At 36.8% G+C, this 23,497-nt stretch carries 18 protein-coding genes; 7 read left to right on the forward strand and 11 right to left on the reverse strand.

Translation table 11 applies throughout. The features are described 5' to 3' along the window. Position 1 precedes the first annotated feature (1 nt). The 6 genes from def to AC3WOM_RS11780 all read right to left on the reverse strand — a co-directional run bounded on the left by def (position 2) and on the right by AC3WOM_RS11780 (position 6,118). Entirely contained in the window at positions 2-496 is a 495-nt protein-coding gene (gene def / locus AC3WOM_RS11755) for a peptide deformylase (protein WP_427540650.1), read from the reverse strand. A gap of 300 nt (positions 497-796) precedes the next feature. Beyond that, the gene (priA, locus tag AC3WOM_RS11760; RefSeq protein WP_492446895.1) at positions 797-3,214 is read right to left on the reverse strand and encodes a primosomal protein N'; all 2,418 of its coding nucleotides are present in this window, start codon (positions 3,212-3,214) and stop codon (positions 797-799) included. After that, positions 3,211-4,221, reverse strand: coding sequence for a bifunctional phosphopantothenoylcysteine decarboxylase/phosphopantothenate--cysteine ligase CoaBC (gene coaBC, locus AC3WOM_RS11765; RefSeq protein WP_427540656.1), 1,011 nt, complete (start codon positions 4,219-4,221; stop codon positions 3,211-3,213). The genes priA and coaBC overlap by 4 nt, the downstream gene beginning before the upstream one ends. A gap of 129 nt (positions 4,222-4,350) precedes the next feature. Then, complete coding sequence (gene rpoZ, locus AC3WOM_RS11770) at positions 4,351-4,578, reverse strand: DNA-directed RNA polymerase subunit omega (protein WP_004227380.1); 228 nt, start codon at positions 4,576-4,578, stop codon at positions 4,351-4,353. Positions 4,579-4,582: 4 nt separating this feature from the next. Beyond that, entirely contained in the window at positions 4,583-5,200 is a 618-nt protein-coding gene (gene gmk, locus AC3WOM_RS11775; protein WP_427540659.1) for a guanylate kinase, read from the reverse strand. A gap of 42 nt (positions 5,201-5,242) precedes the next feature. Then, the gene (locus AC3WOM_RS11780) at positions 5,243-6,118 is read right to left on the reverse strand and encodes a YicC/YloC family endoribonuclease (RefSeq protein ID WP_427540662.1); all 876 of its coding nucleotides are present in this window, start codon (positions 6,116-6,118) and stop codon (positions 5,243-5,245) included. 267 nt (positions 6,119-6,385) lie between these two features. Between AC3WOM_RS11780 and AC3WOM_RS11785 the strand changes: the two genes are divergently transcribed. The 7 genes from AC3WOM_RS11785 (at position 6,386) to AC3WOM_RS11815 (ending at position 16,754) form a co-directional block, all read left to right on the forward strand. Next, a complete protein-coding gene (locus tag AC3WOM_RS11785; RefSeq protein WP_492446897.1) occupies positions 6,386-8,080 on the forward strand; it encodes an Rqc2 family fibronectin-binding protein in 1,695 nt (564 codons plus the stop codon). Positions 8,081-8,516: 436 nt separating this feature from the next. Beyond that, entirely contained in the window at positions 8,517-10,202 is a 1,686-nt protein-coding gene (locus AC3WOM_RS11790; RefSeq protein ID WP_492446899.1) for a methyl-accepting chemotaxis protein, read from the forward strand. A gap of 932 nt (positions 10,203-11,134) precedes the next feature. After that, on the forward strand, positions 11,135-12,784 hold the full coding sequence (locus tag AC3WOM_RS11795) for a peptide ABC transporter substrate-binding protein (protein ID WP_492446901.1): 1,650 nt from the start codon (positions 11,135-11,137) through the stop codon (positions 12,782-12,784). 131 nt (positions 12,785-12,915) lie between these two features. Next, the gene (locus AC3WOM_RS11800; protein ID WP_427540674.1) at positions 12,916-13,845 is read left to right on the forward strand and encodes an ABC transporter permease; all 930 of its coding nucleotides are present in this window, start codon (positions 12,916-12,918) and stop codon (positions 13,843-13,845) included. Then, the gene (locus AC3WOM_RS11805) at positions 13,845-14,765 is read left to right on the forward strand and encodes an ABC transporter permease (protein ID WP_427540677.1); all 921 of its coding nucleotides are present in this window, start codon (positions 13,845-13,847) and stop codon (positions 14,763-14,765) included. Before AC3WOM_RS11800 ends, AC3WOM_RS11805 begins: the two co-directional genes overlap by 1 nt. A 14-nt stretch (positions 14,766-14,779) precedes the next feature. Continuing rightward, positions 14,780-15,835, forward strand: coding sequence for an ABC transporter ATP-binding protein (locus tag AC3WOM_RS11810; protein WP_492446904.1), 1,056 nt, complete (start codon positions 14,780-14,782; stop codon positions 15,833-15,835). Continuing rightward, positions 15,828-16,754, forward strand: a complete 927-nt coding sequence (locus AC3WOM_RS11815) for an ABC transporter ATP-binding protein (protein ID WP_492446906.1) — start codon at positions 15,828-15,830, stop codon at positions 16,752-16,754. Before AC3WOM_RS11810 ends, AC3WOM_RS11815 begins: the two co-directional genes overlap by 8 nt. Before the next feature lie 113 nt (positions 16,755-16,867). Here the strand turns inward: AC3WOM_RS11815 and opp4C are convergent, their stop codons facing one another. The 5 genes from opp4C to AC3WOM_RS11840 form a co-directional block, all read right to left on the reverse strand. Beyond that, the gene (gene opp4C / locus AC3WOM_RS11820; protein WP_427540686.1) at positions 16,868-17,776 is read right to left on the reverse strand and encodes an oligopeptide ABC transporter permease; all 909 of its coding nucleotides are present in this window, start codon (positions 17,774-17,776) and stop codon (positions 16,868-16,870) included. 13 nt (positions 17,777-17,789) lie between these two features. After that, entirely contained in the window at positions 17,790-18,755 is a 966-nt protein-coding gene (gene opp4B / locus AC3WOM_RS11825) for an oligopeptide ABC transporter permease (RefSeq protein ID WP_427540689.1), read from the reverse strand. Between the two features lie 82 nt (positions 18,756-18,837). After that, positions 18,838-20,562 carry an oligopeptide ABC transporter substrate-binding protein gene (opp4A, locus tag AC3WOM_RS11830; protein ID WP_492446908.1) on the reverse strand — a complete coding sequence of 575 codons (1,725 nt, stop codon included), beginning with the start codon at positions 20,560-20,562 and terminating at the stop codon, positions 18,838-18,840. 55 nt (positions 20,563-20,617) lie between these two features. Next, positions 20,618-21,601 carry an ABC transporter ATP-binding protein gene (locus tag AC3WOM_RS11835; RefSeq protein ID WP_492446910.1) on the reverse strand — a complete coding sequence of 328 codons (984 nt, stop codon included), beginning with the start codon at positions 21,599-21,601 and terminating at the stop codon, positions 20,618-20,620. A gap of 4 nt (positions 21,602-21,605) precedes the next feature. Next, the gene (locus AC3WOM_RS11840) at positions 21,606-22,598 is read right to left on the reverse strand and encodes an ABC transporter ATP-binding protein (protein ID WP_427540698.1); all 993 of its coding nucleotides are present in this window, start codon (positions 22,596-22,598) and stop codon (positions 21,606-21,608) included. Positions 22,599-23,497 lie beyond the last annotated feature (899 nt).

The following is a 23,497-nucleotide window of genomic DNA, read 5'->3' on the forward strand; positions in this document are numbered from 1 at the left end:
ATTACTCCTCCTCTTCTGCGTACATTGCCTCAAGTTCTTCCTCTGTGACAATGCGTTTGATTTTTGAATCGAATAGCACGCCATCTAAATGATCAATTTCATGTAAAATAGCTCGTGCATCAAAACCTCCAGCTTCTAACTCATAAACGCGTCCTTCACGATCACAAGCTTCGATTTTCACATAGTCAGGGCGTTCAACCTCACCGTATAACCCTGGGAAACTTAAGCAGCCCTCAATATCTATTTCCGCTCCGTCTGTCTCAATAACAGTTGGATTAATCATTTCTAGAATATCTCGTTCCTCACCAAGCTCCACAATTGCAACTCGTAAGCCAACATTTATTTGAGGAGCTGCAATACCAACCCCATCATATTCAACCATTGTGTCATATAAATCATCTAGCAATGTAATTATGTCTTCATTTATTTCTGTAACTTCTGCACATGGTGTAGATAATACCTGTGCTGGATGTTCTACAACTTTTTTTATAGCCATTTTCTGTTTCCTCATTTCTACTATTTCAGGCTTTAAGGCCTTGTCTACTCTGTATGTCAATATTAGATAAACAACCGTTCAATAATTCTTTCATCATTTCTAATCAATTATGCCTCGGCATAATTGCGTCCGGAATCGGCTTTGTGCTTGCATAAAGAACTCCTTTCCGATTCCGTGACATCCGCCAGAGGCTTTATCTTCATTCAGTAGGTGTTTGGACACCCACTGGAAAGGAAACAAAACCGCATTCATCTCACCACCTGTAGAGGTGGAAGTCTTCTGCTGAATGAAGATAAATAGTTAGATTGTAGATGGATCTAAATCTACTGTCATTAATATCCCCTGTTTTATCCATTCTGCTCTATACATTGCAAGAAGGCGCTGTAAGACAGCAATCAGATTTGGTTCAATTTTATATTTTATCAAACATTGATAGCGATATCTATTTTGGAGACGACTAATACTTGCTGTTGTTGGACCTATAATAGCAACTTGATTAGATAAATTTCCTCTCAGCCAATCTGCCGCACGCCCAGCATACTCCGCTGCCATCATAACATCTTCATGAGAGATTTGAACAAGCGCAACAAAAAAATAAGGTGGATAGCTTGAACGACGACGTAAAAACATTTCTCGTTCATAGAATGGCTCGTAGTCCTGTATTTGTGCCAACTCAATGGCATAATGCTCTGGAGTATACGTTTGTATAATAACCTCTCCATGCTTATTATGTCTTCCAGCCCTGCCACTAACCTGTGTTAATAGCTGAAATGTACGCTCCGCTGCCCGGTAATCTGGGAGGTGTAATGATGTATCAGCGCTTAGAACACCTACTAGCGTAATATTCGGAAAATCAAGCCCTTTTGCAATCATTTGCGTGCCAAGCAAAATATCTGCCTGTTCTTCTCCAAATGCTTGTAAAATTTGTTCATGTGCGCCTTTTTGCTTTGTTGTGTCCACATCCATCCGAAGCACCCTTGCCTCAGGAAATAGCTTATAAATTTCTTCCTCCACTTTTTGTGTACCTGTGCCAAAGTAGCGAATATGCTCACTTTGACATTGTGGGCAAATTTGTGGAACACGCTCCTCATACCCACAATAATGACATTTTAATTTCTCAGTTGTGCGATGATATGTTAGCGAAATGTCACAGTTCGGACATTGCACAACCGTACCACAATCACGACAAAGCACAAATGAGGAATAGCCACGGCGATTTAAAAACAATACCATCTGCTCTTGCTTCTCAAGCCTTATACGCATTGCCTCAACAAGCTGCTCAGAAAACATAGAACGATTTCCTTTTTGAAGCTCCTCTCGCATATCAGCAATAAAAACAGTCGGTAACGCTTGATGCAGAGCACGCTGCTTTAATGTAAGTAAGTCATAAACACCCTTTTTAGCCCTAGCGAATGATTCCAATGCAGGCGTTGCGCTTCCTAAAATAACAGGACATTTATGAAATTCACTTCGCCAAATGGCTACGTCTCTTGCATGATATCTCGGTGAATCTTCTTGCTTATACGTAGATTCATGCTCCTCATCTAAAATAATTAAACCAATATTTGTAAAAGGCGCAAAGATAGCTGAACGAGCTCCTACAACAACGCTCACCTTTCCCTGTTGAATTTTACGCCATTCATCATACTTCTCTCCAACAGATAGCCCGCTATGCATGACAGCAACAAGCTCACCAAAGCGACTACGAAAACGTTCCGTCATTTGTGGTGTTAATGAAATTTCAGGCACCAGCATAATCGCTTCTTTACCATCATCTAAAACCTTCTGAATAGCTTGTAAGTAAATTTCCGTTTTACCGCTTCCAGTTACACCATGCAATAAAAAAGTTTTCCCAGCTCGTTCCGCCATTGATGTAACAATTGCCTTTAATGCAATGTCCTGTTCCTCTGTCAAGTGTAAGGATGAAGTGCGGGAAACCTCCTTCGTAAAAGGATCACGATACACTTCTTCTTGAATAAATTGAGCAGCTCCTTTGTCAATAACTGCCTGCAATACCGAGGAGGATACGCCTGTTTCCTCATAGATTTCCTGCGGCGTTAGGATCTCCCCTATTTGTTTCCTCATCCATTCAATTAAAAAGCGCTGCTTGGCTGCTCTTGCTGCACTTTCTATGGCTTTCTCTATATCTTCTAGATTGTCAGAAATTTTGACCATACGGATTTCCTTTACATGTCCCTGCTGTTTCACAATATTTTCAAGTCTAACAATATGATTAGTGATAAGCTGTTTTAATAAAGGCAGTAGACCAGCACGCTCAAATTCCTTGAAATTAGCCTTTTGTCTCTTACCAAAAATATCCTGCACTTCTTTTGGTAAAGCGACATCCTGTCCTTCCTGTATGATGATAATTTTTTCATATTTCGCTCGCAGTGCAGACGGGAGCATAACCTGTAAGGCATCAATTTCATAGCATATTGTTTCGTTTTTTAACCACTTTGCCATTAACAGCATTTCTTCTGTTAACACAGGCTCTATATCTAATATTTGTGTAATTGCCTTAATTTTATTTAGGGGTACTTCTGTTTCGTTTTTTAATCCCACTATAAAGCCTAGTACATTTCTTGGTCCAAATGGTACTTTTACACGACAACCCATTTCAATAACATTTGACCACTCTACAGGCACTTGATAATCAAATGGACGATCCACATGATATGTTGAGACATCCACTATAACCTCTGCAATTAAACAGCTCATTGCTCCTCACCTTTAATAATAAATGCCCATAGCGCCTTCGCAAAAAGCTCAGCATTCGATGTATCAAAAGGCCGTCCGTTTATTTCTGCTTTTTCACTAAAATCAATCCATTTATCAGATGTAATGGTTAACATCGGTTCACCTATAACCCTTTGTCCAAAGGTTACTGCTGCTGTTCCTTCAATCGATAATGTTGGTGCATCTTCGATTGAAGGCATATTAGCTGCATGGATGAAAATAGCCTGAGGATATTGTTTTTTATAGTCCTCAAGTTTTGCCAAAAGTTTATGCACGTTCGCATCGTTTTCATCTAAAAGGATTGTTGTTGCTCCAAGTATCTTTGCCTCTTGTGCTAACGCCTGACCAATTCTACCGTTTGCATACGTACTGATCACATGCTGTTCGTCCACTGGCATATAGAATGCTCCTGCTGTAATAACTACAGTTTTTCCAGCGAGCTTCTTTACTGTTTCTGAAAAATACTCTTGGACAATCGCTGTAATTTTTTCTGGCTCCTCTAAACGTCCCTTACCGATATAGCCACATGCTAAAAATCCTTCTGAAGGCTCAATAAATTGATAGCCATCTGATGCAAGCTGCTCCAAATTCCGTATAACCGCTGGATGATCATACATATGTACATTCATAGCAGGTGCTATCCAAACAGGTGCAGTTGTGGCTAGCAAGGTTGTCGTTACCATATCATCAGCAATGCCATTTGCCAGTTTTCCTATGATATTGGCTGTAGCAGGTGCAACTAACACTAAATCTGCCCAATCCGCCAAATCGATATGGGCAATAACGCTAGAATCCTTTTCATCAAATGTATCGAAAAAGACATCATTTTTGGACATCACTTGAAAGCTCAATGGATTTACAAATTGTCTAGCGGATGCAGTCATAATGACTTTTACATTTGCTCCTGCCTGCGAAAGCTTGCTAACAAGAGCGACAGCCTTATAAACCGCTATACCACCTGAAACACAAAGTAAAATATTTTTATTCATGCTAATATCGTCCTTTCAAAGGATAAGCTCCCAAAGGATCATTCCTCGGGAGCTTTCGGCATTCTGTATAATCAAAAATCCACTGCAAGACTTCAACATTAATTGGGCAATAGCTATTTTACATCAATGTTAGATTTCGTCCTCGTACACAGTTGACTCATCCTGTGATACCTTTGTAAGTACACCTGCCGCTACTTCTTCAAGTGCTTTTCCTACATATTTATGAGAAACATACTTGTGTAAGCGTTCAGTATCTTGTTCTTCCTGCATTTGGCGAGCACGTTTTGATGCTAGACTTACTAAAGAATACTTTGAATCGATTTCTTTTTTTAATGCATCTACTGATGGGTATAACATAGGTTTATTCTCCTCTCAACATTGACAAATATCTTTTTTCTACACGTTCTCTACGACAATGCTCGGCTTTTATAATCGCATTTATACGATCACAAGCATTCGTCACTTCATCGTTTTCAACTACATAATCATATAGGCTCATCATTTCAAGCTCTTCACTTGCAGTTGCAATACGCTTGGCAATAACCTCTGCTGTTTCCGTCCCTCTCCCAACTAAACGATCCTTTAATTCCGTTAAGCTAGGCGGTGCTAAGAAAATAAATAATGCATCAGGTGCTTTTTTCCGAATTTGTGCTGCACCCTGCACTTCAATCTCTAAAAACACATCACGTCCTGCATCAAGTGTTTCATTCACATAGGTTAATGGCGTACCATAGTAATTCCCTACAAATTCGGCGTGCTCCAATAAGCCACCCTGTTCAATTAGCATTTCAAAATCTTCACGTGTCTTGAAAAAATAGTCTACACCATCTACTTCACCTTCGCGAGGATTTCGTGTTGTCATCGAGATGGAATACTCATAATTCGTATTCGGCTGAGAAAATAATTCTTTTCGCACTGTCCCTTTACCTACACCAGATGGGCCAGATAGAACAATTAATAATCCACGTTCTTTTATCATTTATTCTCTATATCTCCCTTAATTTATAACAGATGCAATAGGCTATTCAATATTTTGAACCTGCTCACGCATCTTTTCTAAAATGGTCTTCGCTTGAACTACTGCTACGGCCGCCTCTGTAGATTGATTTTTGGAGCCAATCGTATTAATTTCACGATGAATTTCCTGCATTAAAAAGTCTAATTTACGCCCAACTGAAATCGTTTCTAATAACGTTTCCTCCAGTTGGATAAAGTGACTATCTAAACGGTCCAATTCTTCGGTAATGTCCACTCGTTCTGCAAATATCGCTACTTCTGCAAGTAAGCGATCCTCAAACAACTCACCATCTGCTATTTCAGCAATCCGTTCCAATAATCGTGTACGATATTTTTCTACAGCTAGTGAGGAGAATGAACGAATCTGGTTCACCTGTTCCGTTAACTGCTCCTTATATTGTACGACAACAACTTGCAGCTCTTGCCCCTCACGCTCACGCATTTGAATTAATTGCTCAATTGCTTGCGTAACCGCCATTTCCACAGCACTTAGTAAATCCTCAGGTGTAAGCTGTGGTTTTTCCTGGACAAGTGCTTGTTCAAGAGAGAGCAATTCCTGCATTGTCCATTTTTCTTCTAGTGGTACTCTTTTTGCTAATTCCTCTTTTGCCTTACGATACGCTTCAATTAATGACCAATTAATTTCAATAGATTGCTCGACATTTTCTAAATCCTTCACATAAACCATCACATCAATTTTGCCGCGTGACAAAGCTTGTGAAATTAGTTTCTTTGCAAAAATTTCTGCTTCAAGCCATTCTTTTGGAAATTTCGCATGAATTTCTAAAAAACGATGGTTGACCGAGCGCATTTCTACGGTTAATTGAAAGTCCCTTGTTGTTGTGACACCTCTGCCAAAACCAGTCATACTACGCACCAAGGTTCGTCACACCTTTCTTTGCATACTGGGATTATTATAACATAAGCTCTGCCATTTATGACGCTTCACCACAAAAAAATCGATAGAGCAAAAGCTAATTCTACCACAACTGAAGCTATATTTTAATATTCACCTAAAAAATGCTATGATAAACATTAGAATCGTGCATTTGCTACCTAAATGAAACATGAGGCACTGTTGCATTATAAAACTACAACAAATACGAAAGTACCAAACTGATTGATATCGTTGGAAAGAGGAAATCACATGGCATTTGATGGCTTATTTACTTACTCAATGACAGCCGACCTACAACAATTAGTAACAGGTCGGATTACTAAAATACATCAACCGAACGCTCAGGAGGTTGTTCTTCACATCCGTGCAAATGGAAGTAACCATAAATTACTTTTTTCAATTCATCCTTCTTATGCGCGTGTTCATCTTACGGAGCAATCCATTGAAAATCCTGCTGAACCACCAATGTTTTGTATGCTGTTACGAAAGCACCTGGATGGTGGTTTTATTTCTTCTATTAAACAGCATGATTTTGACCGCATTATAATAGTAGAAATTGAAAGTAAAAATGAAATCGGTGACCCTATCATAAGGGAGCTCCACGCTGAAATTATGGGGCGTCACAGTAATCTATTATTAATCGATAAGGAGCAGGAAAAAATAGTCGATAGCTTAAAGCATTTGCCGCCTTCTGTGAATAGTTTCCGCACAGTGCTGCCTGGTCAGCCTTATATTGCTCCTCCAGCACAAAATAAATGGCACCCACTTAATGTAACGGCTGAACAGCTAATAGGTTTTTTCTCTGAAAAAAAATCTGCTAAGGATATTGTTGCTCAATTTACGGGCTTCTCACCGTTACACGCTGAGGAATTACTGTTCCGATTTATGGATACAAAAGATTTGGTTGATTGCTTTCAAAATTTTATTGCTTCCTTTCAACATGGTGGAACACAGCCAATGTATGTAATAGCCAATAATAAAACTTACTTCTCCCCAATCGCTTTAACACATTTACAAGGAGTTGTTACCAACTATTCAAATGTTCATGAGCTGCTTGATCGTGTATTTTTTGCACGTGCTGAGAGAGATCGTGTTAAACAACAGGCTGGTGACTTAGAGCGATGGCTGCAAAATGAAATTGATAAGCTGACATTAAAAATTAAAAAGCTCAATAAAGACTATGAGCATGCCTCAAAGCTTGACCAGTTTCAATTATATGGTGAACTGCTGATGGCAAATATGTATGCATTCGAAAAGGGTGTAAAGACAGTCACTGTCACGAACTACTATAGTGAAACTGGAGAGAAAATCACTATCCCAGTCAGTGAACGTAAAACGCCAATTGAAAATGCTCAAAGTTACTATTCAAAATACACAAAGGCTAAAAATGCACTTATTATGGTTCAAGAGCAGTTAGAAAAAACGAAGGACGAGATTTCGTATTTTGAAATGCTCGCACAGCAGGTTCAACAAGCGGCGCCGAGTGATATTGAGGAAATTCGTGAAGAGTTAGCCGAACAAGGTTATTTAAAATTACGTCATGCTCGAAAAAAGAAAAAACAAGCTAAGCCTGAACCAGAGCGTTATGTATCTTCAACAGGTGTAGCTATATCTGTTGGCAAAAATAACAAACAAAACGATATGCTGACATTTAAAATAGCTAAACGCACAGATATTTGGCTCCATACGAAAGATATTCCAGGTTCACATGTTGTTATCCATATGAGTGAACCAGACGAAACCACTCTACGTGAAGCGGCAACATTGGCTGCCTATTTTTCAAAAGCAAGGAACTCCTCTTCTGTTCCTATAGATTACACAGAAATACGTCAGGTAAAAAAGCCAAATGGAGCTAAACCTGGATTTGTTATTTATTTTGAACAAAAAACTTTATACATTGATCCAGATGAAACTGTCATCTTACAGTTAAAAAAACAATCATAACATGTTGTTGAAAATGCTTTCAGGAATAAAAAATGATGTTTGTAAGGAAATACGTCAGAGGAAACTTATTCGAAAAACAGTTTACTATGACGAAGCTAAGTTATATGTGCAAGGCTCGCATATAGTATAGCGAATTGTCTAAACAAAATTACCTTAACCCGTTTGCTTTTCCACACAATATAGAGAGGGAATAGGATATGTGATGTATCGTATTCCTTTTTTATTTTAATCACCACGCAATCCTTACTATAGCTATATTAAATTTTTCTTTCTCCTACTCTTTTTTTATAGCAAATGTTCCTTATTATAATAGCGAAAAAAAACTTATGAATAATCTGTACTGTTTATATGATGCGTTATTGACTTCCACCTTTCTAAAAGGCTAAATTTAAGTATAAAAAAAATTATTTTTGTATTTTGGAAAGGGCGTATCTCTATGACTGTAGGCAGAAAGCTAAGCTTTGGTTTTTTCACAATCATCCTCACCTTAATTATTTCTTTGTTAATCATGTTTTTTCAGTTTACCAACATTGAAAAAAAAGTTGAAAATGCACTTGAAAATCGTGTCGCCCTAGTAGAATTAGCGGATAATATTCAATTTGAACTTGCGATGCAAGGCCTTTTTATCCGCGCAATATTTATTGAAGATAAAGCAACTAATCTGGAGAATTTCTCAAAATATGCTGGAATGCTAGATGAGCATGTAAGTGAAATCAAGCAAAAATCCGATACATCAGAAATGGATACTTATGCGAAGGACTTAAATACATATAATGAAGCGTTTAATAAAGCAGCGGATGAAGCTCTTGCACTTCATAATGCTGGAAAACTTGAAGAGGCTTTACAAAAAGTAAATAGTGAGGTTGAAGAAGCGAATAAGGGGCTATTAGAAGTATCTGAAAAAATTGTAAGCTACCAAAAGAACCAGCTTGATCTTGTAACGAAAGAATCCAAACAAGCCGTAGCCAATTCACAAATAATCTCGATTATTGCCATCGTTCTAGGATTAATTATAGGGATACTGCTAATGTTTTATGTGCAGCGTACCATTTCCAAGCCTTTAAAATTAACAGTTATCGCAGCCAATAACATAGCAAATGGTGAATTATATCATGAAGATATTAGCCATCAGTCTAAAGATGAGATAGGTCAGCTTTCTACCGCCTTTAACACAATGAAAAACAGCTTACGGAACTTGTTAACTCATATACAAGCCAACACAGAACATTTAACGGCTTCCGCTGAAGAGCTTTCTGCCTCTACTGAAGAAATTTCTGCTTCAGCTGATGAAGTCACAAGAAGTATAACTGAAACAGCAAACGCGGCTTCTGCTGCTACCATTGCTGCAAATGAGAGTGCACATGCTATGGATGAAACAGCTGTAGGCGTTCAGCGTATTGCAGAAGCAACCCAACAACTACATCAAAACGCGGTAACAACAACGGAATTAGCTAATAACGGCAGTTCTACTGCGAATGAAGCTCAACAACAAATGAATGTCATCTATGACTCTACACAAGTGATTAATAATCTTGTTCAGAAATTAAGCAAACAATCTGCAGAAATTAGTAATATCACAACAGTTATTACAGCCATTACAGAACAGACGAATTTATTAGCTTTAAATGCCGCAATCGAAGCGGCACGTGCAGGTGAGCATGGCAAAGGCTTTGCTGTTGTGGCTGATGAGGTTCGTAAATTGGCCGAAGAATCTAAGCAATCTGCCAATAAAATTGTCAATTTAACACAAGAGATTCAGGGAGATACACAAAATGTAGAGAAAGCTGTAGAGAGTGGTCTACAATCTGTAGCAGATGGTGTAAAAATGATAGGTCATGCCGGAACAGCTTTTGAAGCCATTGTAGAAGCTATTAATACTATGACCGATCAAATTGAAGATATATCTGCTACCTCTGAAGAAATATCTGCTAGTGCAGAACAGGTCGCTGCATCTGTCGCTGAGATTGCAAATGGCGCCTCTGCTAGCGCAGCCCATACACAAATTGTTGCTGAATCTAGTAAAGAACAAGCTGCTACGATGCAACAAATAAACCAGGTCGCTACTGATTTAAGTGAAAAATCATTTGACCTACAAACAAAAATTAGCCAATTTAAACTTTAAATATGGTAGCAGTGCATTTTGAATCAAAAAATGCACTGCTTTATTTATCAATAAACCTTTCCCTACCCGTTTCTCATTTACAAAATTCGCCAAAAATATATTAATGATAACTGAGTTTGCTGTTGATCATATAGCTCATAGACTATAATCCAGATTGTTATAATAACTATATGCAGACACTTTCCTTCTAAGCGAGACAAATGAACTTCTCCACAAAACAACCGTTTAACAACACCTTAAATATAACTATTTTTACCATTTGATAGATACCAAATCCTATATGTAGATAAATGATGATTTATGTCATTTTTACATACATCGTTGCATATTCAAACATCTCATAAATTATTTCAAGAGAATTTCTCTTATTAAAAACACTTCCCATCCAATACAATTATTTCTTAAAAAAGGCACATTTTTTCATACATTTACTTTACTTTCTCTTTTTTCAGCATAAAAACGATGAATCTTAGATAAATACAAAACAAGATTCTTATATATCAATAATAGATAAAAGTATTCATGTTTCGACATAGGAAATTACAAAAAATTACCTGAATAAGAAACTAAATCACTTAGTTTTACAAAGATTTTCTACAAATCCATGCAATTCTCTCAATAGACCAGACCTGTGACTTTTGAATCATTTTTTAAATATCAATGGTATTATCAAAAGAATAGGAATTTTCGGTATAGTATGTCATTTTTTTGTTTTTGTTTTATTTTTGATATAAATATTATGATAACATCAAATTATTATCATTTAATCACTTTCACTTGTTAATGTGATGAATCGAAAAAATTTATTATCCTATTAGATGTCAGATAATACTATATAAATTTGAATCTTTTTTATTTTGTGCACAATGATTTTTTTGGTATATTAAATAGGAGCTTCAAAGAAGGCTTAAAATTGTATAAGGGGGATTTACATGATTAAAAACAAAAAGTTTTTATTACTAACAGTCCTTGCAGTATTTTCATTAGTTCTTGCTGCATGTGGCTTCGGTGGAGATAAGTCTGATAATTCTTCATCTTCAGACGGTAACAAAGATTCTGGTTCAAAAGCTAAAGAGCTTAAAGTAGCAATCGCTTCAGAACCACCTTCTTTACACCCAGGACTTGCATCGGATACTGATTCTAGTGCAATCTTAACTAACATTTTTGAAGGTCTAGTTGTTGTAGACCAAAAAGGTACCCCTACTCCAGGTATGGCTGAGAAGTGGGAGATCAGTGATGATAAAAAGACTTATACGTTCAAATTACGTGATGCAAAATGGTCAAATGGCGATCCAGTTGTAGCAGGTGACTTTGAATATGCTTGGAAATGGGCTTTAAATCCAGAAAACCTTTCACAGTATGCTTCTATTTTCTACCCAATTAAAGGGGCTCAAGCATACAACGAAGGAGGCGGTTCTGTTGATGCTATTGGTATCAAAGCTGAAGATGAAAAAACTTTAGTTGTAACTTTAGAAAACCCAACTCCTTATTTCCTAGAATTAACTGGATTCAAAACTTATTTACCAATTAACCCAAAAGCGACTGAAGCTAATGAAAATTGGTACGCAGACGCTGGTGAAGATTACGTAACAAATGGTCCTTATAAATTAAGCGAATGGAAACATAGTGATTCTATCGTTCTTACAAAAAATGAAGATTATTGGAATGCATCAAATGTTGACGTTACTACTGTCAATGTTGCTATGATTGAAAAAGAATCAGTTGTTGCTACTAACTTTAAATCTGGCTCACTTGACTATATCGGTAAACCATTCCAAACAGTAGACCTTAATGCAATTGATGAATTCAAAAAAGATGGTTCTTTAAAAATCAAGGACGAAGCAAGTATTTATTGGTATAAACTCAATACAAAAGACAAAATTATGTCTAATGTAAATATCCGTAAAGCGCTTACATTAGCAATCGATCGTCAAACATTAATTGATAACGTAACTAAAGGTGAGCAAAAACCGGCTCTAGGTATGGTTCCATTATCAGTTCCTGGATTTGAAGAAGACCGTGGTTACTACAAAGATAATGATGTTGATGAAGCAAAAGCTGCTCTTGAAGCTGGGATGAAAGAACTTGGTATTAAAGACCCTAAAGATATTAAAGTTAACATTTCATTTAACACTTCTGAAGGGCACGCAGCAATCGCTCAATATATCCAAGAAGAGTGGAGTAAAAAACTTGGTATTACATCTCAGTTAGATAACTCAGAATGGCAAGTTTATTTAGAAAAATTAAAAACTGGTGACTATCAAATCGGTCGTCTGGGCTGGGTAGCTGACTATATCGACGCATATACATTCCTTGAAATGTATGATACGGCTAAAAACGGTAACAACCAAACAGGCTGGGAAAATGCTCAATACAAAGATTTATTGAAAAAAGTAGTTGCTGAGGTAGACGAAGCTAAACGTCTTGATTATTTAAAACAAGCTGAAGCAATTGCTATGACAGAATTCCCAGTTGCACCTATTTACTACTACACTCACTTATCTGTAGTTAAAGAAGGTATTAAAAACTTAGATACGAATCCAACTGGTGACATCCACTTTAAAGATGTAAAGATGAAATAATTTGTTAACAATTTCTTTTTAAGCTCTAAGCTGAGAGCTGCCTCGTAGCCCTTGCGGTGCGAGTCAGCTCTTTTTAAAATACGAAAGCACTTATTTGTCAGATAATTGATAAGTAGAAGGAGGAGTTTTATGTGATTAAATATATTCTGAAAAGGCTGATGTATATACTTCTCGCGCTTTTCGTCATCGTAACGGCTACGTTTTTCCTTTTGCGTCTTGCTCCTGGTAACCCATTTGCATCTGAACGCAATTTCCCTCCTCAAATAGAGGAAAAGTTAAACGAAACGTATGGATTAAATAACCCTTGGTATATTCAGTACAAAGATTATTTAATCGATGCGGCCACTTTTAATTTCGGTGAATCTATGAAATATAAATCGCGTTCAACGAATGATATGATTGCAGAAGGCTTTCCTGTATCTTTAACTTTAGGGATTGAAGCTATGCTGCTTGCTATTGGATTTGGTGTATTAATCGGTGTAGTTGCTGCGCTTTATCATAATAGGTGGCCAGATTATTTGGCAACGACTTTTGCGGTGCTCGGAATTTCCGTTCCATCCTTTATATTAGCTGGACTCATGCAGTATTTCATTGCATACAAACTTCAGTTATTCCCGATTAGTGGATGGAAAGGCTTTAGTTATAGTATATTGCCAGCCTTAGCTATTGCACTTTCGCATATGGGCTTTATAGCTAAACTAACACGTTCAAGTATGCTTGAACAAAATAATAGTGATTACGTAAAAATGGCTCGTGCAAAAGGTATAGGGAAATGGACAGTCGTCTTCCGCCATACTTTACGTAACGCCCTTTTACCAGTCATTACTTATTTAGGTCCATTAACTGCTGGGGTTGTTACAGGTAGCTTCATTGTAGAGCAAATTTTTGCGGTTCCTGGTTTAGGTAAACACTTTGTACAGAGTATTACGAACCGTGACTATACAGTTGTTATGGGAACAACGGTGTTCTTCTCAATCATTCTTTTATTTGCGGTATTGATCGTAGATATATTATATAGCGTGATCGATCCTCGAATTAAGCTGAAAGGAGCGAAAAAGTAATGACACAGCAACAAATCGAGAAAGATAAGTTTAAAATTGTTGGTGGAAATCATGAAGCAACTGAAAAATTAGCAGATAAATCTATCTCCTTTTGGAAGGAAGTATTTATTCGTTTTTCCCATAATAAAATGGCGATTTTTGGTTTAATTGCTTTAATAGTTATTGTTTTGATGGCTACATTTGTGCCAATGTTTTCACAATACCACTATAGTGATCAATTAGGTTCCTATAATGCCCCACCATCTTCAAAATATTGGTTTGGTACAGATGATTTAGGTCGAGATGTTTTCGTTCGAGTATGGGCTGGCGCTCGTATCTCTTTACTCATTGGGATTGCTGCTGCAGTTATTGACTTGATCATCGGCGTATTATGGGGAAGTATTTCTGGTTTAGCAGGTGGCCGTGTTGACAATATTATGATGCGTATTGCCGATGTTTTAACAGCTGTTCCTTACTTACTAGTTGTTATCGTACTTTTAGTAGTATTAGAACAAGGTATTATTCCAATGATTATCGCATTATCGATTACAGGTTGGATTAATATGGCTCGTATTGTTCGCGGTGAAGTATTATCTATTAAAAATCAAGAGTATGTTTTAGCTGCTCGAACACTGGGCGCAAGCACAGGACATTTAATTTTAAAACATTTAGTGCCAAATGCACTTGGTGCGATTTTAGTAACAATGACATTAACTGTACCACATGCTATTTTTACAGAGTCTTTCCTTAGTTATCTAGGACTTGGGGTTCCTGCTCCACAAGCCTCTTGGGGAACAATGGCTTCTGAAGGTAATGGAGCGATTACCAATGCTCCTTGGCGTTTAATATTCCCTGCATTATTCATTTCACTAACAATCTTTGCGTTTAACGCAGTTGGTGACGGCTTACGTGATGCATTAGATCCAAAACTACGTAAATAAGGAGGTGGCCCAAAATGAGTAAAACAATTCTAGAGGTAAAAGATTTACGAATAAACTTTAAAACTTATGCAGGGATTGTTCATGCTGTACGTGGTGTTAACTTTGATTTAAAGGAAGGTGAAACACTCGCTATAGTAGGTGAATCAGGTTCAGGTAAAAGTGTTACGAGTAATGCGTTAATGAAACTAATTCCACAGCCACCTGGTATTTATGAGTCAGGACAGATTTTATTCAATGGCCGTGATTTAGTTCCGTTAAGTGATAAAGCAATGTCAAAAGTACGCGGAAATGAAATTGCAATGATTTTCCAAGATCCTATGACAAGTTTAAATCCAACTATGAAGGTCGGACGTCAAATAACTGAAGTAATTTTACAACACAAAAAAGTATCTAAAGCAGATGCAAAAAAACGTGCAATTGAACTTTTAACACAGGTAGGTATCCCCTTCCCTGAGAAACGCTATAACCAATATCCACATGAGTTTTCAGGTGGTATGCGTCAGCGTGTTGTTATTGCTATCGCTCTTGCAGCTGATCCAAAGCTGTTAATTGCCGATGAGCCTACAACAGCCCTAGACGTTACAATTCAAGCTCAAATTTTAGAGCTTATGAAAGAAATACAAAAAAATTCGAAAACATCTATCATTTTCATTACGCATGATTTAGGTGTTGTTGCCAACATCGCTGACCGTGTTGCTGTTATGTACGCTGGTCAAATCGTGGAATATGGTACTGTCAATGATATTTTCTATAATCCTAAGCATCCTTATACATGGGGTCTTCTTGGATCAATGCCAGACTTAGATAACGACACAGACGAGCTATTACGTACGATTCCTGGTTCACCGCCAGATCTTACGAACCCTCCAAAGGGCGATGCTTTTGCTGCACGTAATGAATTTGCAATGGCTATTGACTATGAACAAGAGCCACCTATGTTCCAAGTAAGTGATACACATTTCGCCAAAACTTGGCTGCTGCATCCAGACGCACCAAAAATACCACTTCCAGAAGCTGTTGCTAAACGAATTGAAGGGTATTTAGCAAAGGAGGCAGAACAACATGACTAAAGCGGGTACAAAAAAAATTCTTGAAATCAAAAATGTAAAGCAGTATTTTGGTTCAGCAAGTAACCCTATTAAAGCTGTTGATGGCATTAGCTTCGATGTATACGAGGGTGAAACGCTTGGTCTTGTTGGAGAATCAGGCTGTGGGAAATCAACAACTGGCCGTTCCATTATTCGCCTATATGACATTACAGATGGTGAAATTATTTTTGATGGTCAAAATGTTCATGGTAAAAAATCTAAAAATGAATTAAAAAATTTCAATCGTCAAATGCAAATGATTTTCCAAGATCCATACGCTTCTTTAAATCCACGTATGACGGCTGGAGAAATCATTGGTGAAGCCTTTGATATTCATGGTCTTTACAAAAATAAAAATGAACGCCGTGAAAAGATTAATCAATTACTAGAGGCTGTTGGCTTAAATAAAGAGCACGCCAACCGTTATGCGCATGAATTCTCTGGTGGTCAGCGTCAACGTATTGGGATTGCTCGTGCCCTAAGCTTAGACCCAAAATTCATCATTGCCGATGAGCCTATCTCAGCACTTGATGTATCCATTCAAGCGCAAGTGGTTAACCTGCTAAAGCAGCTTCAAAAAGAGCGCGGCTTAACCTATCTATTTATTGCCCATGACCTATCTATGGTTAAATACATCAGCGACCGTATCGCTGTAATGTACCGTGGTAAAATCATGGAAATCGGTAAAGCGGACGATATTTATAATAATCCTGTCCATCCGTATACAAAATCTTTATTATCAGCCATCCCACTTCCTGACCCAATGTCAGAAAAGCGCCGTGAGCGTATTCCGTACAAGCATACGGAGGTGGACGATAGTGCAACATACCATGAAGTTGGCGATCAGCACTATGTTTATGGTACAGCTGATTTAGTGAAAACTTGGGTTTCAAATCGATAATAACTTATACATCCATCCATTAGAATTTTCTAGTGGATGGATTTTTTATATTGAAAGCTTGGAATACTTTTAAAGGTATCCTGTTTTCCACTGATAATGACTATAGCCAGCTACTACCTTCTTGATTTAGGGTTTAAAGCATCTTTTAAGCCTTCACCAATGAAGTTTATCGACAAGATGACTAGCGTAATAGCTGTAGCAGGAGGTACCCACATCCAGAGCTTGTTCTTTAGCACATCTGAGTTTCTAGCCTCAAATAGCATATTTCCCCAGCTAGGTGTGTCAGCAGGTACACCCATTCCTAAAAAGCTTAAACTGGATTCAGCCACAATTGTCACCGCCATTAGTAATGTTGCCTGTACAATAATTGTGGAAGCAACATTGGGTAATAAGTGCTTTACTATGATTTTTGAGGATTTACAGCCAATAGATTGAGCAGCTAATATATATTCATTTTCTTTCTCAGCAAGAATTCTACTACGTACAATCCTTGCAACACTTCCCCAAGTTAAAATCGAGATAACAATGATTAATGTCCATAATCCAGATATTTTCCCAGTAAGAAGAGTATTTAATACAATACAAAATACTAAAAACGGAAACATTAATACAAAATCGGTAAATCGCATTAACAGCTGCTCAATCTTTCCTCCAAAATATCCCGAAATCGCTCCTACAGTAGTACCGATTACCACGATAAAAATCATACAGCCCAATCCAACTGTTAAAGAGGATCTTCCTGCGTAAAGCATTCTTGTAAAAACATCACGTCCATTCGTATCTGTCCCTAGCCAATGCTCACTCGATGGTGGTAGGCTAATCTTTGTAAGATCTACACGTACAATATCTTTTGTAGTAATATAGGGAGCTAAAAACGATAGAATAATAACTAGCAACAAAAAAAGCAGACTAATCATAGCTAATTTATTTTTAACGAACTTTCGTCTTGCAATCACCCATGGTGAGGGACTTTTCTTCGGTGTTTTTGGAGACAATATTTCTTGATTCGTAACCAATGTCATGATTTCCCCCTCCTTAATCTAGTCTAATACGCGGATCTACCACACCATATAATAAATCCGCCACCAAATTACCGAATAATGTTAAAAACGAAAGTAACATAGTAATCGACATCATGACTGCATAATCTCTTCTTCCAACAGATTCTAAGAATAGTGCACCTATGCCTGGATAAGTAAAGATGGTTTCTGTTATGACTGCCCCACTAATTAATGTTGCGATATCAAAACCAAGATACGTGATAATTGGAATGATCGAATTTCGTAAAATATGTTTATTATATATTTTCGATTCTTTTGTACCCTTTGCTCTTGCAGTCCTTACAAAATCTTTTCTACTATTTTCAATAATGTCATTGCGTAAAAATTGTGTATAGGATGCCGTTCCCATCAATCCTAATATTAATGCAGGTAATAAAACATGATGTAGTTTACTGATATAGTAATGAAAAGTTCCTTCTATAACCCCTACTCCTACAGAGCCACTGAAAGGGAACCACCCTAGCTTAAAGGAGAAAAAGTAAATAGCAACTATCCCAGCAACAAACGATGGGATCGCTAAAGCTAAATAATTATAGGTCGCAATCAAATTATCCCCAAGTGTATAAGGCTTTCGTCCAGCATACATCCCCATTATAAAAGCAAAAATATATGTGAAAATTAATGATACTACTGCCAAAAATATGGTATTAGGTATACGTTGTGCAATAATTTCTGCAGCTGGTTTTTTATAAACAGTTGATTTTCCAAAATCCCCTTGTACAAAATTAGCTATCCATCTACCGTATTGTGTAATAATTGGGTCATTATAGCCTAATTTTTCTCTCATTTCTTCGATGTATTGTGGATTCGTATTAGATGGGTCAATTTCTCCCCCAAACGGATCACCTGGCATCATCTTTGCTAAAAAGAACACCACCAATGAAATAAGGAGTAACAATGGGAGCATGCCTAGTAGTCTTCGAAGTGTATATTGAAGCATGTGAGGGTCTCCTTATCTATAAATTTACTAAATAGATCCCCCTTTAGAGGGAGGACCTATTTAGCAGGATTGGACCTCTAACCTATTCCTTAATATTCCATTTATAAACATCTGTTTGGAAACCAACAGCATTAATATGAACACCTTGTAATCGATTATTAATACCATATAGATCTAAGTTTTCCCATAATGGCAGTGCTGGTACCTCTTCATTGAAATACTTTTGCCATTCAACATATGTTTTCATACGTTCAGCTTTATCAAATGCCCCTTCACTTAAGCCCTTTTCTAATAACTTTTGATTTTGATCGTCTACCCAACGACCATAATTCCATTCTGCATTATTCCCCCATAAACCAGATGGATCTGGGTCAGAGCCAGTACTCCAAGAACCAAAGAATGCTTCTAATGCAGCATCATCATTATCTTTCATATCGTTATATAAATTAAATTCAATTAAAGTACCTGTAGCCAATTCTGTTTTTACACCAATATCATTCCAAGATTGAATAATGGCTTGAGATCGACCCTCAAATGCCGCAGGACCAGCATAATGACCAAATGAAATTTTGAATGGTTTTCCATTTGGATCTTCCACAAATCCATCACCATCTTTATCTACATACCCTGCAGTTTTCAGCAGTTCTTTAGCCTTTTCTACATTGTATTCATATTTATTCAGTTCAGATTCCTCTGCAGCAATCCAGAATGCACGTGGAATCACAGTGTTCGCAACTTCAGCTTTTCCTTCTAAGAAAGCATCGATCATTGCTGGACGATTAATCGCATACAATAGTGCCTGACGCAATTCTTTTGATTTAAACTTATCAAAATCTGCTACATTTGTAAGTGTGGCTTTATCACGGTGACCAAAACGAAGACCTATATAAGAATAAGATACACCTGTAGTTTCTTCAATGCGCACATTGTTTAATGCTGATAATTCTTTAACAGATTGCGGTCTTATATTCATAATGTCAATTTCACCGTTTTGGAACGCACCTGTTGCTAAAGATGGATCTATAACTTTAACAATCACGCCATCTAGCTGTGGTTTGCCCTTCCAGTAATCATCAAAACGCTCTAATTCAGAATACTCGCCATCTACTACTTTTTTCACCTTAAATGGCCCTAAGCCTACGGGATTTTCACGAACCTGCTTTGATTCCTCTAAATCTTTAATAGCAATGCCTTCATAATGTTTCTTTGGCATTGGATAATTCCAAAGATTTTCTAAGTTATTAATCTTTACTTTTTCAAAGGTAATTTTTACTGTGTATGGATCAACGACTTCAATGCCTTCAATTTTATCTGCTTTCCCCTCCTTTTTAGCTACTGCCCCTTTAATATTTTCAGCATAATTGAATCGAGGGCCTTCATACTCTGGATTTGCTAATGTTTCTAATGCATATACCCAGTCATCAACGGTTAACTCCTCACCGTTATGCCACTTTACACCTTTCTTAAAGCTAAACGTATACGTTAATTTATCCTCACTAATTTCCCAGGTTGCTAGGTGTGGAATATATTCTAACTCATCATTCACATCATAAATACCATCCATAGTAAAGTTTTGAATATAACCATCTACAACACTTCCTGCATACGCAGGATCAAATACTCCCTCAGGAGCCTGATCCGTACCAAATGTTACAACTCCTCCTTCCTTTGCTTCAGTAGTTGTTGCAGAATTGTCCTTCTCTTTGTCCCCTTCTTTTTCCTGAGTCGATGTGTCACTATTACATGCTGCTAAAAATAGAGCCATAACGAGCATTAGCATGAATGACCATAATGCTGATTTTTTCATTTTTTTCCCCCCGTGAATTTTATTTTTGTCATTATTTAATTCTCATAATGATCTTCTAATATAAATGGCATGCAACTCTATGCCCTAACTTCACCTCCTTTAAGGCTGGTTTTGAAAATGAACACTCTCTCATTGCCTTTGGGCACCTTGGATGGAATGGGCATCCTTTTGGAGGATTAGCTGGACTTGGAATATCCCCCTCTAACACAATGCGATTGCTCTTCTTTCTTGGATCAGGTACTGGGATAGCAGAGATTAACGCCTGTGTGTAAGGATGTAACGGCTCATCATAAATATGTTCTTTGTCTGCTATTTCCACGATATTTCCTAAATACATTACACCAATACGGTCACTCATATGCTTGACAACACTTAAATCATGAGCAATAAATAAAAACGTTAAATCAAACTCATTTTGCAACTCTTTTAATAGATTAAGAACTTGAGATTGCACAGACACATCTAATGCCGAAACAGGCTCATCTGCTATGATAAGCTTTGGCCGGAGTGCGAGTGCTCTAGCAATGCCTATACGTTGACGCTGCCCTCCTGAAAATTCATGAGCATACTTGTGATAAGCATCTGCTGGTAACCCCACTTTACTTAAAAGCTCTATAACTTCATTTTTTAACGATTTAAGTGATCTATTATGGTAGTTCATTATAGGTTCAGCTATAATACTGCCCACCATTTGCATGGGATTTAATGAGGCATATGGATCCTGAAATACCATTTGGATATCTTTCCGTATTTCTCTTAATGATTCCCCATATATTTTTGTAATATTTTTACCATTAAAAATAATTTTTCCATCCGTTGCATCCAATAACCTTAAAATAGTACGACCAGTTGTCGATTTTCCACAACCCGATTCACCAACTAATCCTAATGTCTCTCCATTTTTTATGGAGAACGAAATAGTATCAACGGCTTTAACATAACCTACAGTATGTCTAAATAAGCCGCCTTTGATGGGATAATATGTTTTTAAATTAATGATTTCTAATAAATTTTCTTGTTTTTCTGTTGTTTGATTCATACTGTCAGCTCACACCCTTTCTATTACATCCTTCATAAAGTAAACAAGATACCTCATGCTGGTCACCTATAAAGGCAAGTTGTGGTGTAACCTTATTACATTCAGGCATTGCCGATGGGCATCTATCTACAAATCGGCAGCCAACTTGAGGCATATTTTTTAAGGACGGGACAATACCTTTAATAGTGGATAATTCATTTACTTCAGCATCTATTCTTGGAATTGATGCCATTAATAACTTTGTATAAGGATGTTTGGGATTGTAAAACAGATTATCAACATTCGTTCGTTCAACAATTTTCCCTGCGTACATAATTATTACCTCATCACACATTTCTGCAACTACACCCAGATCGTGAGTAATCAGCACAATAGACATTTTATTTTTCTCTTGAATATTTTTCAGTAATTCAAGTATTTGGGCTTGTACGGTTACATCCAGAGCAGTTGTAGGTTCGTCAGCAATTAAAAGTCTTGGCTGACATGCAATGGCAATAGCAATCATCACCCTTTGTCTCATTCCACCAGACAATTGATGAGGATATTCATCAACGATTTTTTCAGCTCTTGGAATACCAACTTGCTTTAACAAATCTATCGCTTTGCCTCTAACCTCGACTTTTGACAATTTGCTATGGTTCAACATAATCTCTTCAATTTGTGAGCCTATTGTAAAAACCGGATTTAAGGATGTCATAGGTTCTTGGAAAATCATACTAATATCTTTTCCTCGAATTTTATTCATCTCATCGTTTGTATGATGTTCAATATTTTTCCCATGAAATCTTATTTCACCACCAGTGATTTTTCCAATTCCTTGTGGAAGAAGTTGCATAATAGAAAGGGACATTACACTTTTACCACATCCTGATTCTCCTACTATTCCAATAATTTGACCGGATTTAACTGAAAATGAAACATCATCTACCGCATGATATATTTCTCCATCTATATCAAAACCAGTTTTAAGATTTTTCACTTCTAACATTAAACTCATCTACTATCACACCTTTTATTTTTTTAATGAAAATAATTAATAATTTATGTAGTACAGGTTATAAATATCTTGCTTATAATCACTAAATAAGTATTCAGTCAACAGATCCAAAATCTATTTTAATATCATTTTTCGACAAAAAAACACCAATTTCGAAGCATAAAAAACCTGCTATATATTACCGTATTCATTACTAACAAAATAAAGCCCAACAAAAATTCCACTGATGTAATATTCTGATAATTGAGCGTAATGCTATTTTATCTAGAAATAACACATTAAATCAAGTGAATTTTTCAAATTCTTATTATCTTATATACAAAATAAACCATACAACTATTCCAATTTTCATTAAAATATTTTTATTTCTATCAAATGAATATTTGCTCATTTATTACTTCAGCTGCATAAAGTATCATTTTTTTATTATCTAAATATAATTATATATAGTGTAATATATTATTTCCTCGCTCTTATATAATCGCTATTTATTTAGTATTTCAGATAATTTTAGTCATTTTGATGAATTGAGATATTTTCAGTTTTTCTATTTTCAATTTTTGTAAATAATTTTCCCGGTTAACACATTAATAAATTGAAGTGAAGTATATTACAGTAGAAAAGTAATTTACTTTAAGCAAGTAAACAGTGCAATGTTACATACTTCTCGGTATTTTCATTTGGCTAAATTTAATTATCATTTCTGCTGAGTTAGTAAAAAAACGACTATCGATAAAAATATCGATAGTCGTTTCATAGTGTTGAAAAACTAAATGGTCAAGGGACTCTTTGTGAACACTACTAAGTCAAATGAAGGTGATTTCCGTTCCAGGCTACTCGCTTTCCAGTGGGCGAGCGACGAGCCGCTTCCTGCGCTGACGCTCCGTGCAGGGTCTCGT

The sequence above is a fragment of the Lysinibacillus sp. FW301-JW8 genome (assembly GCF_058788755.1).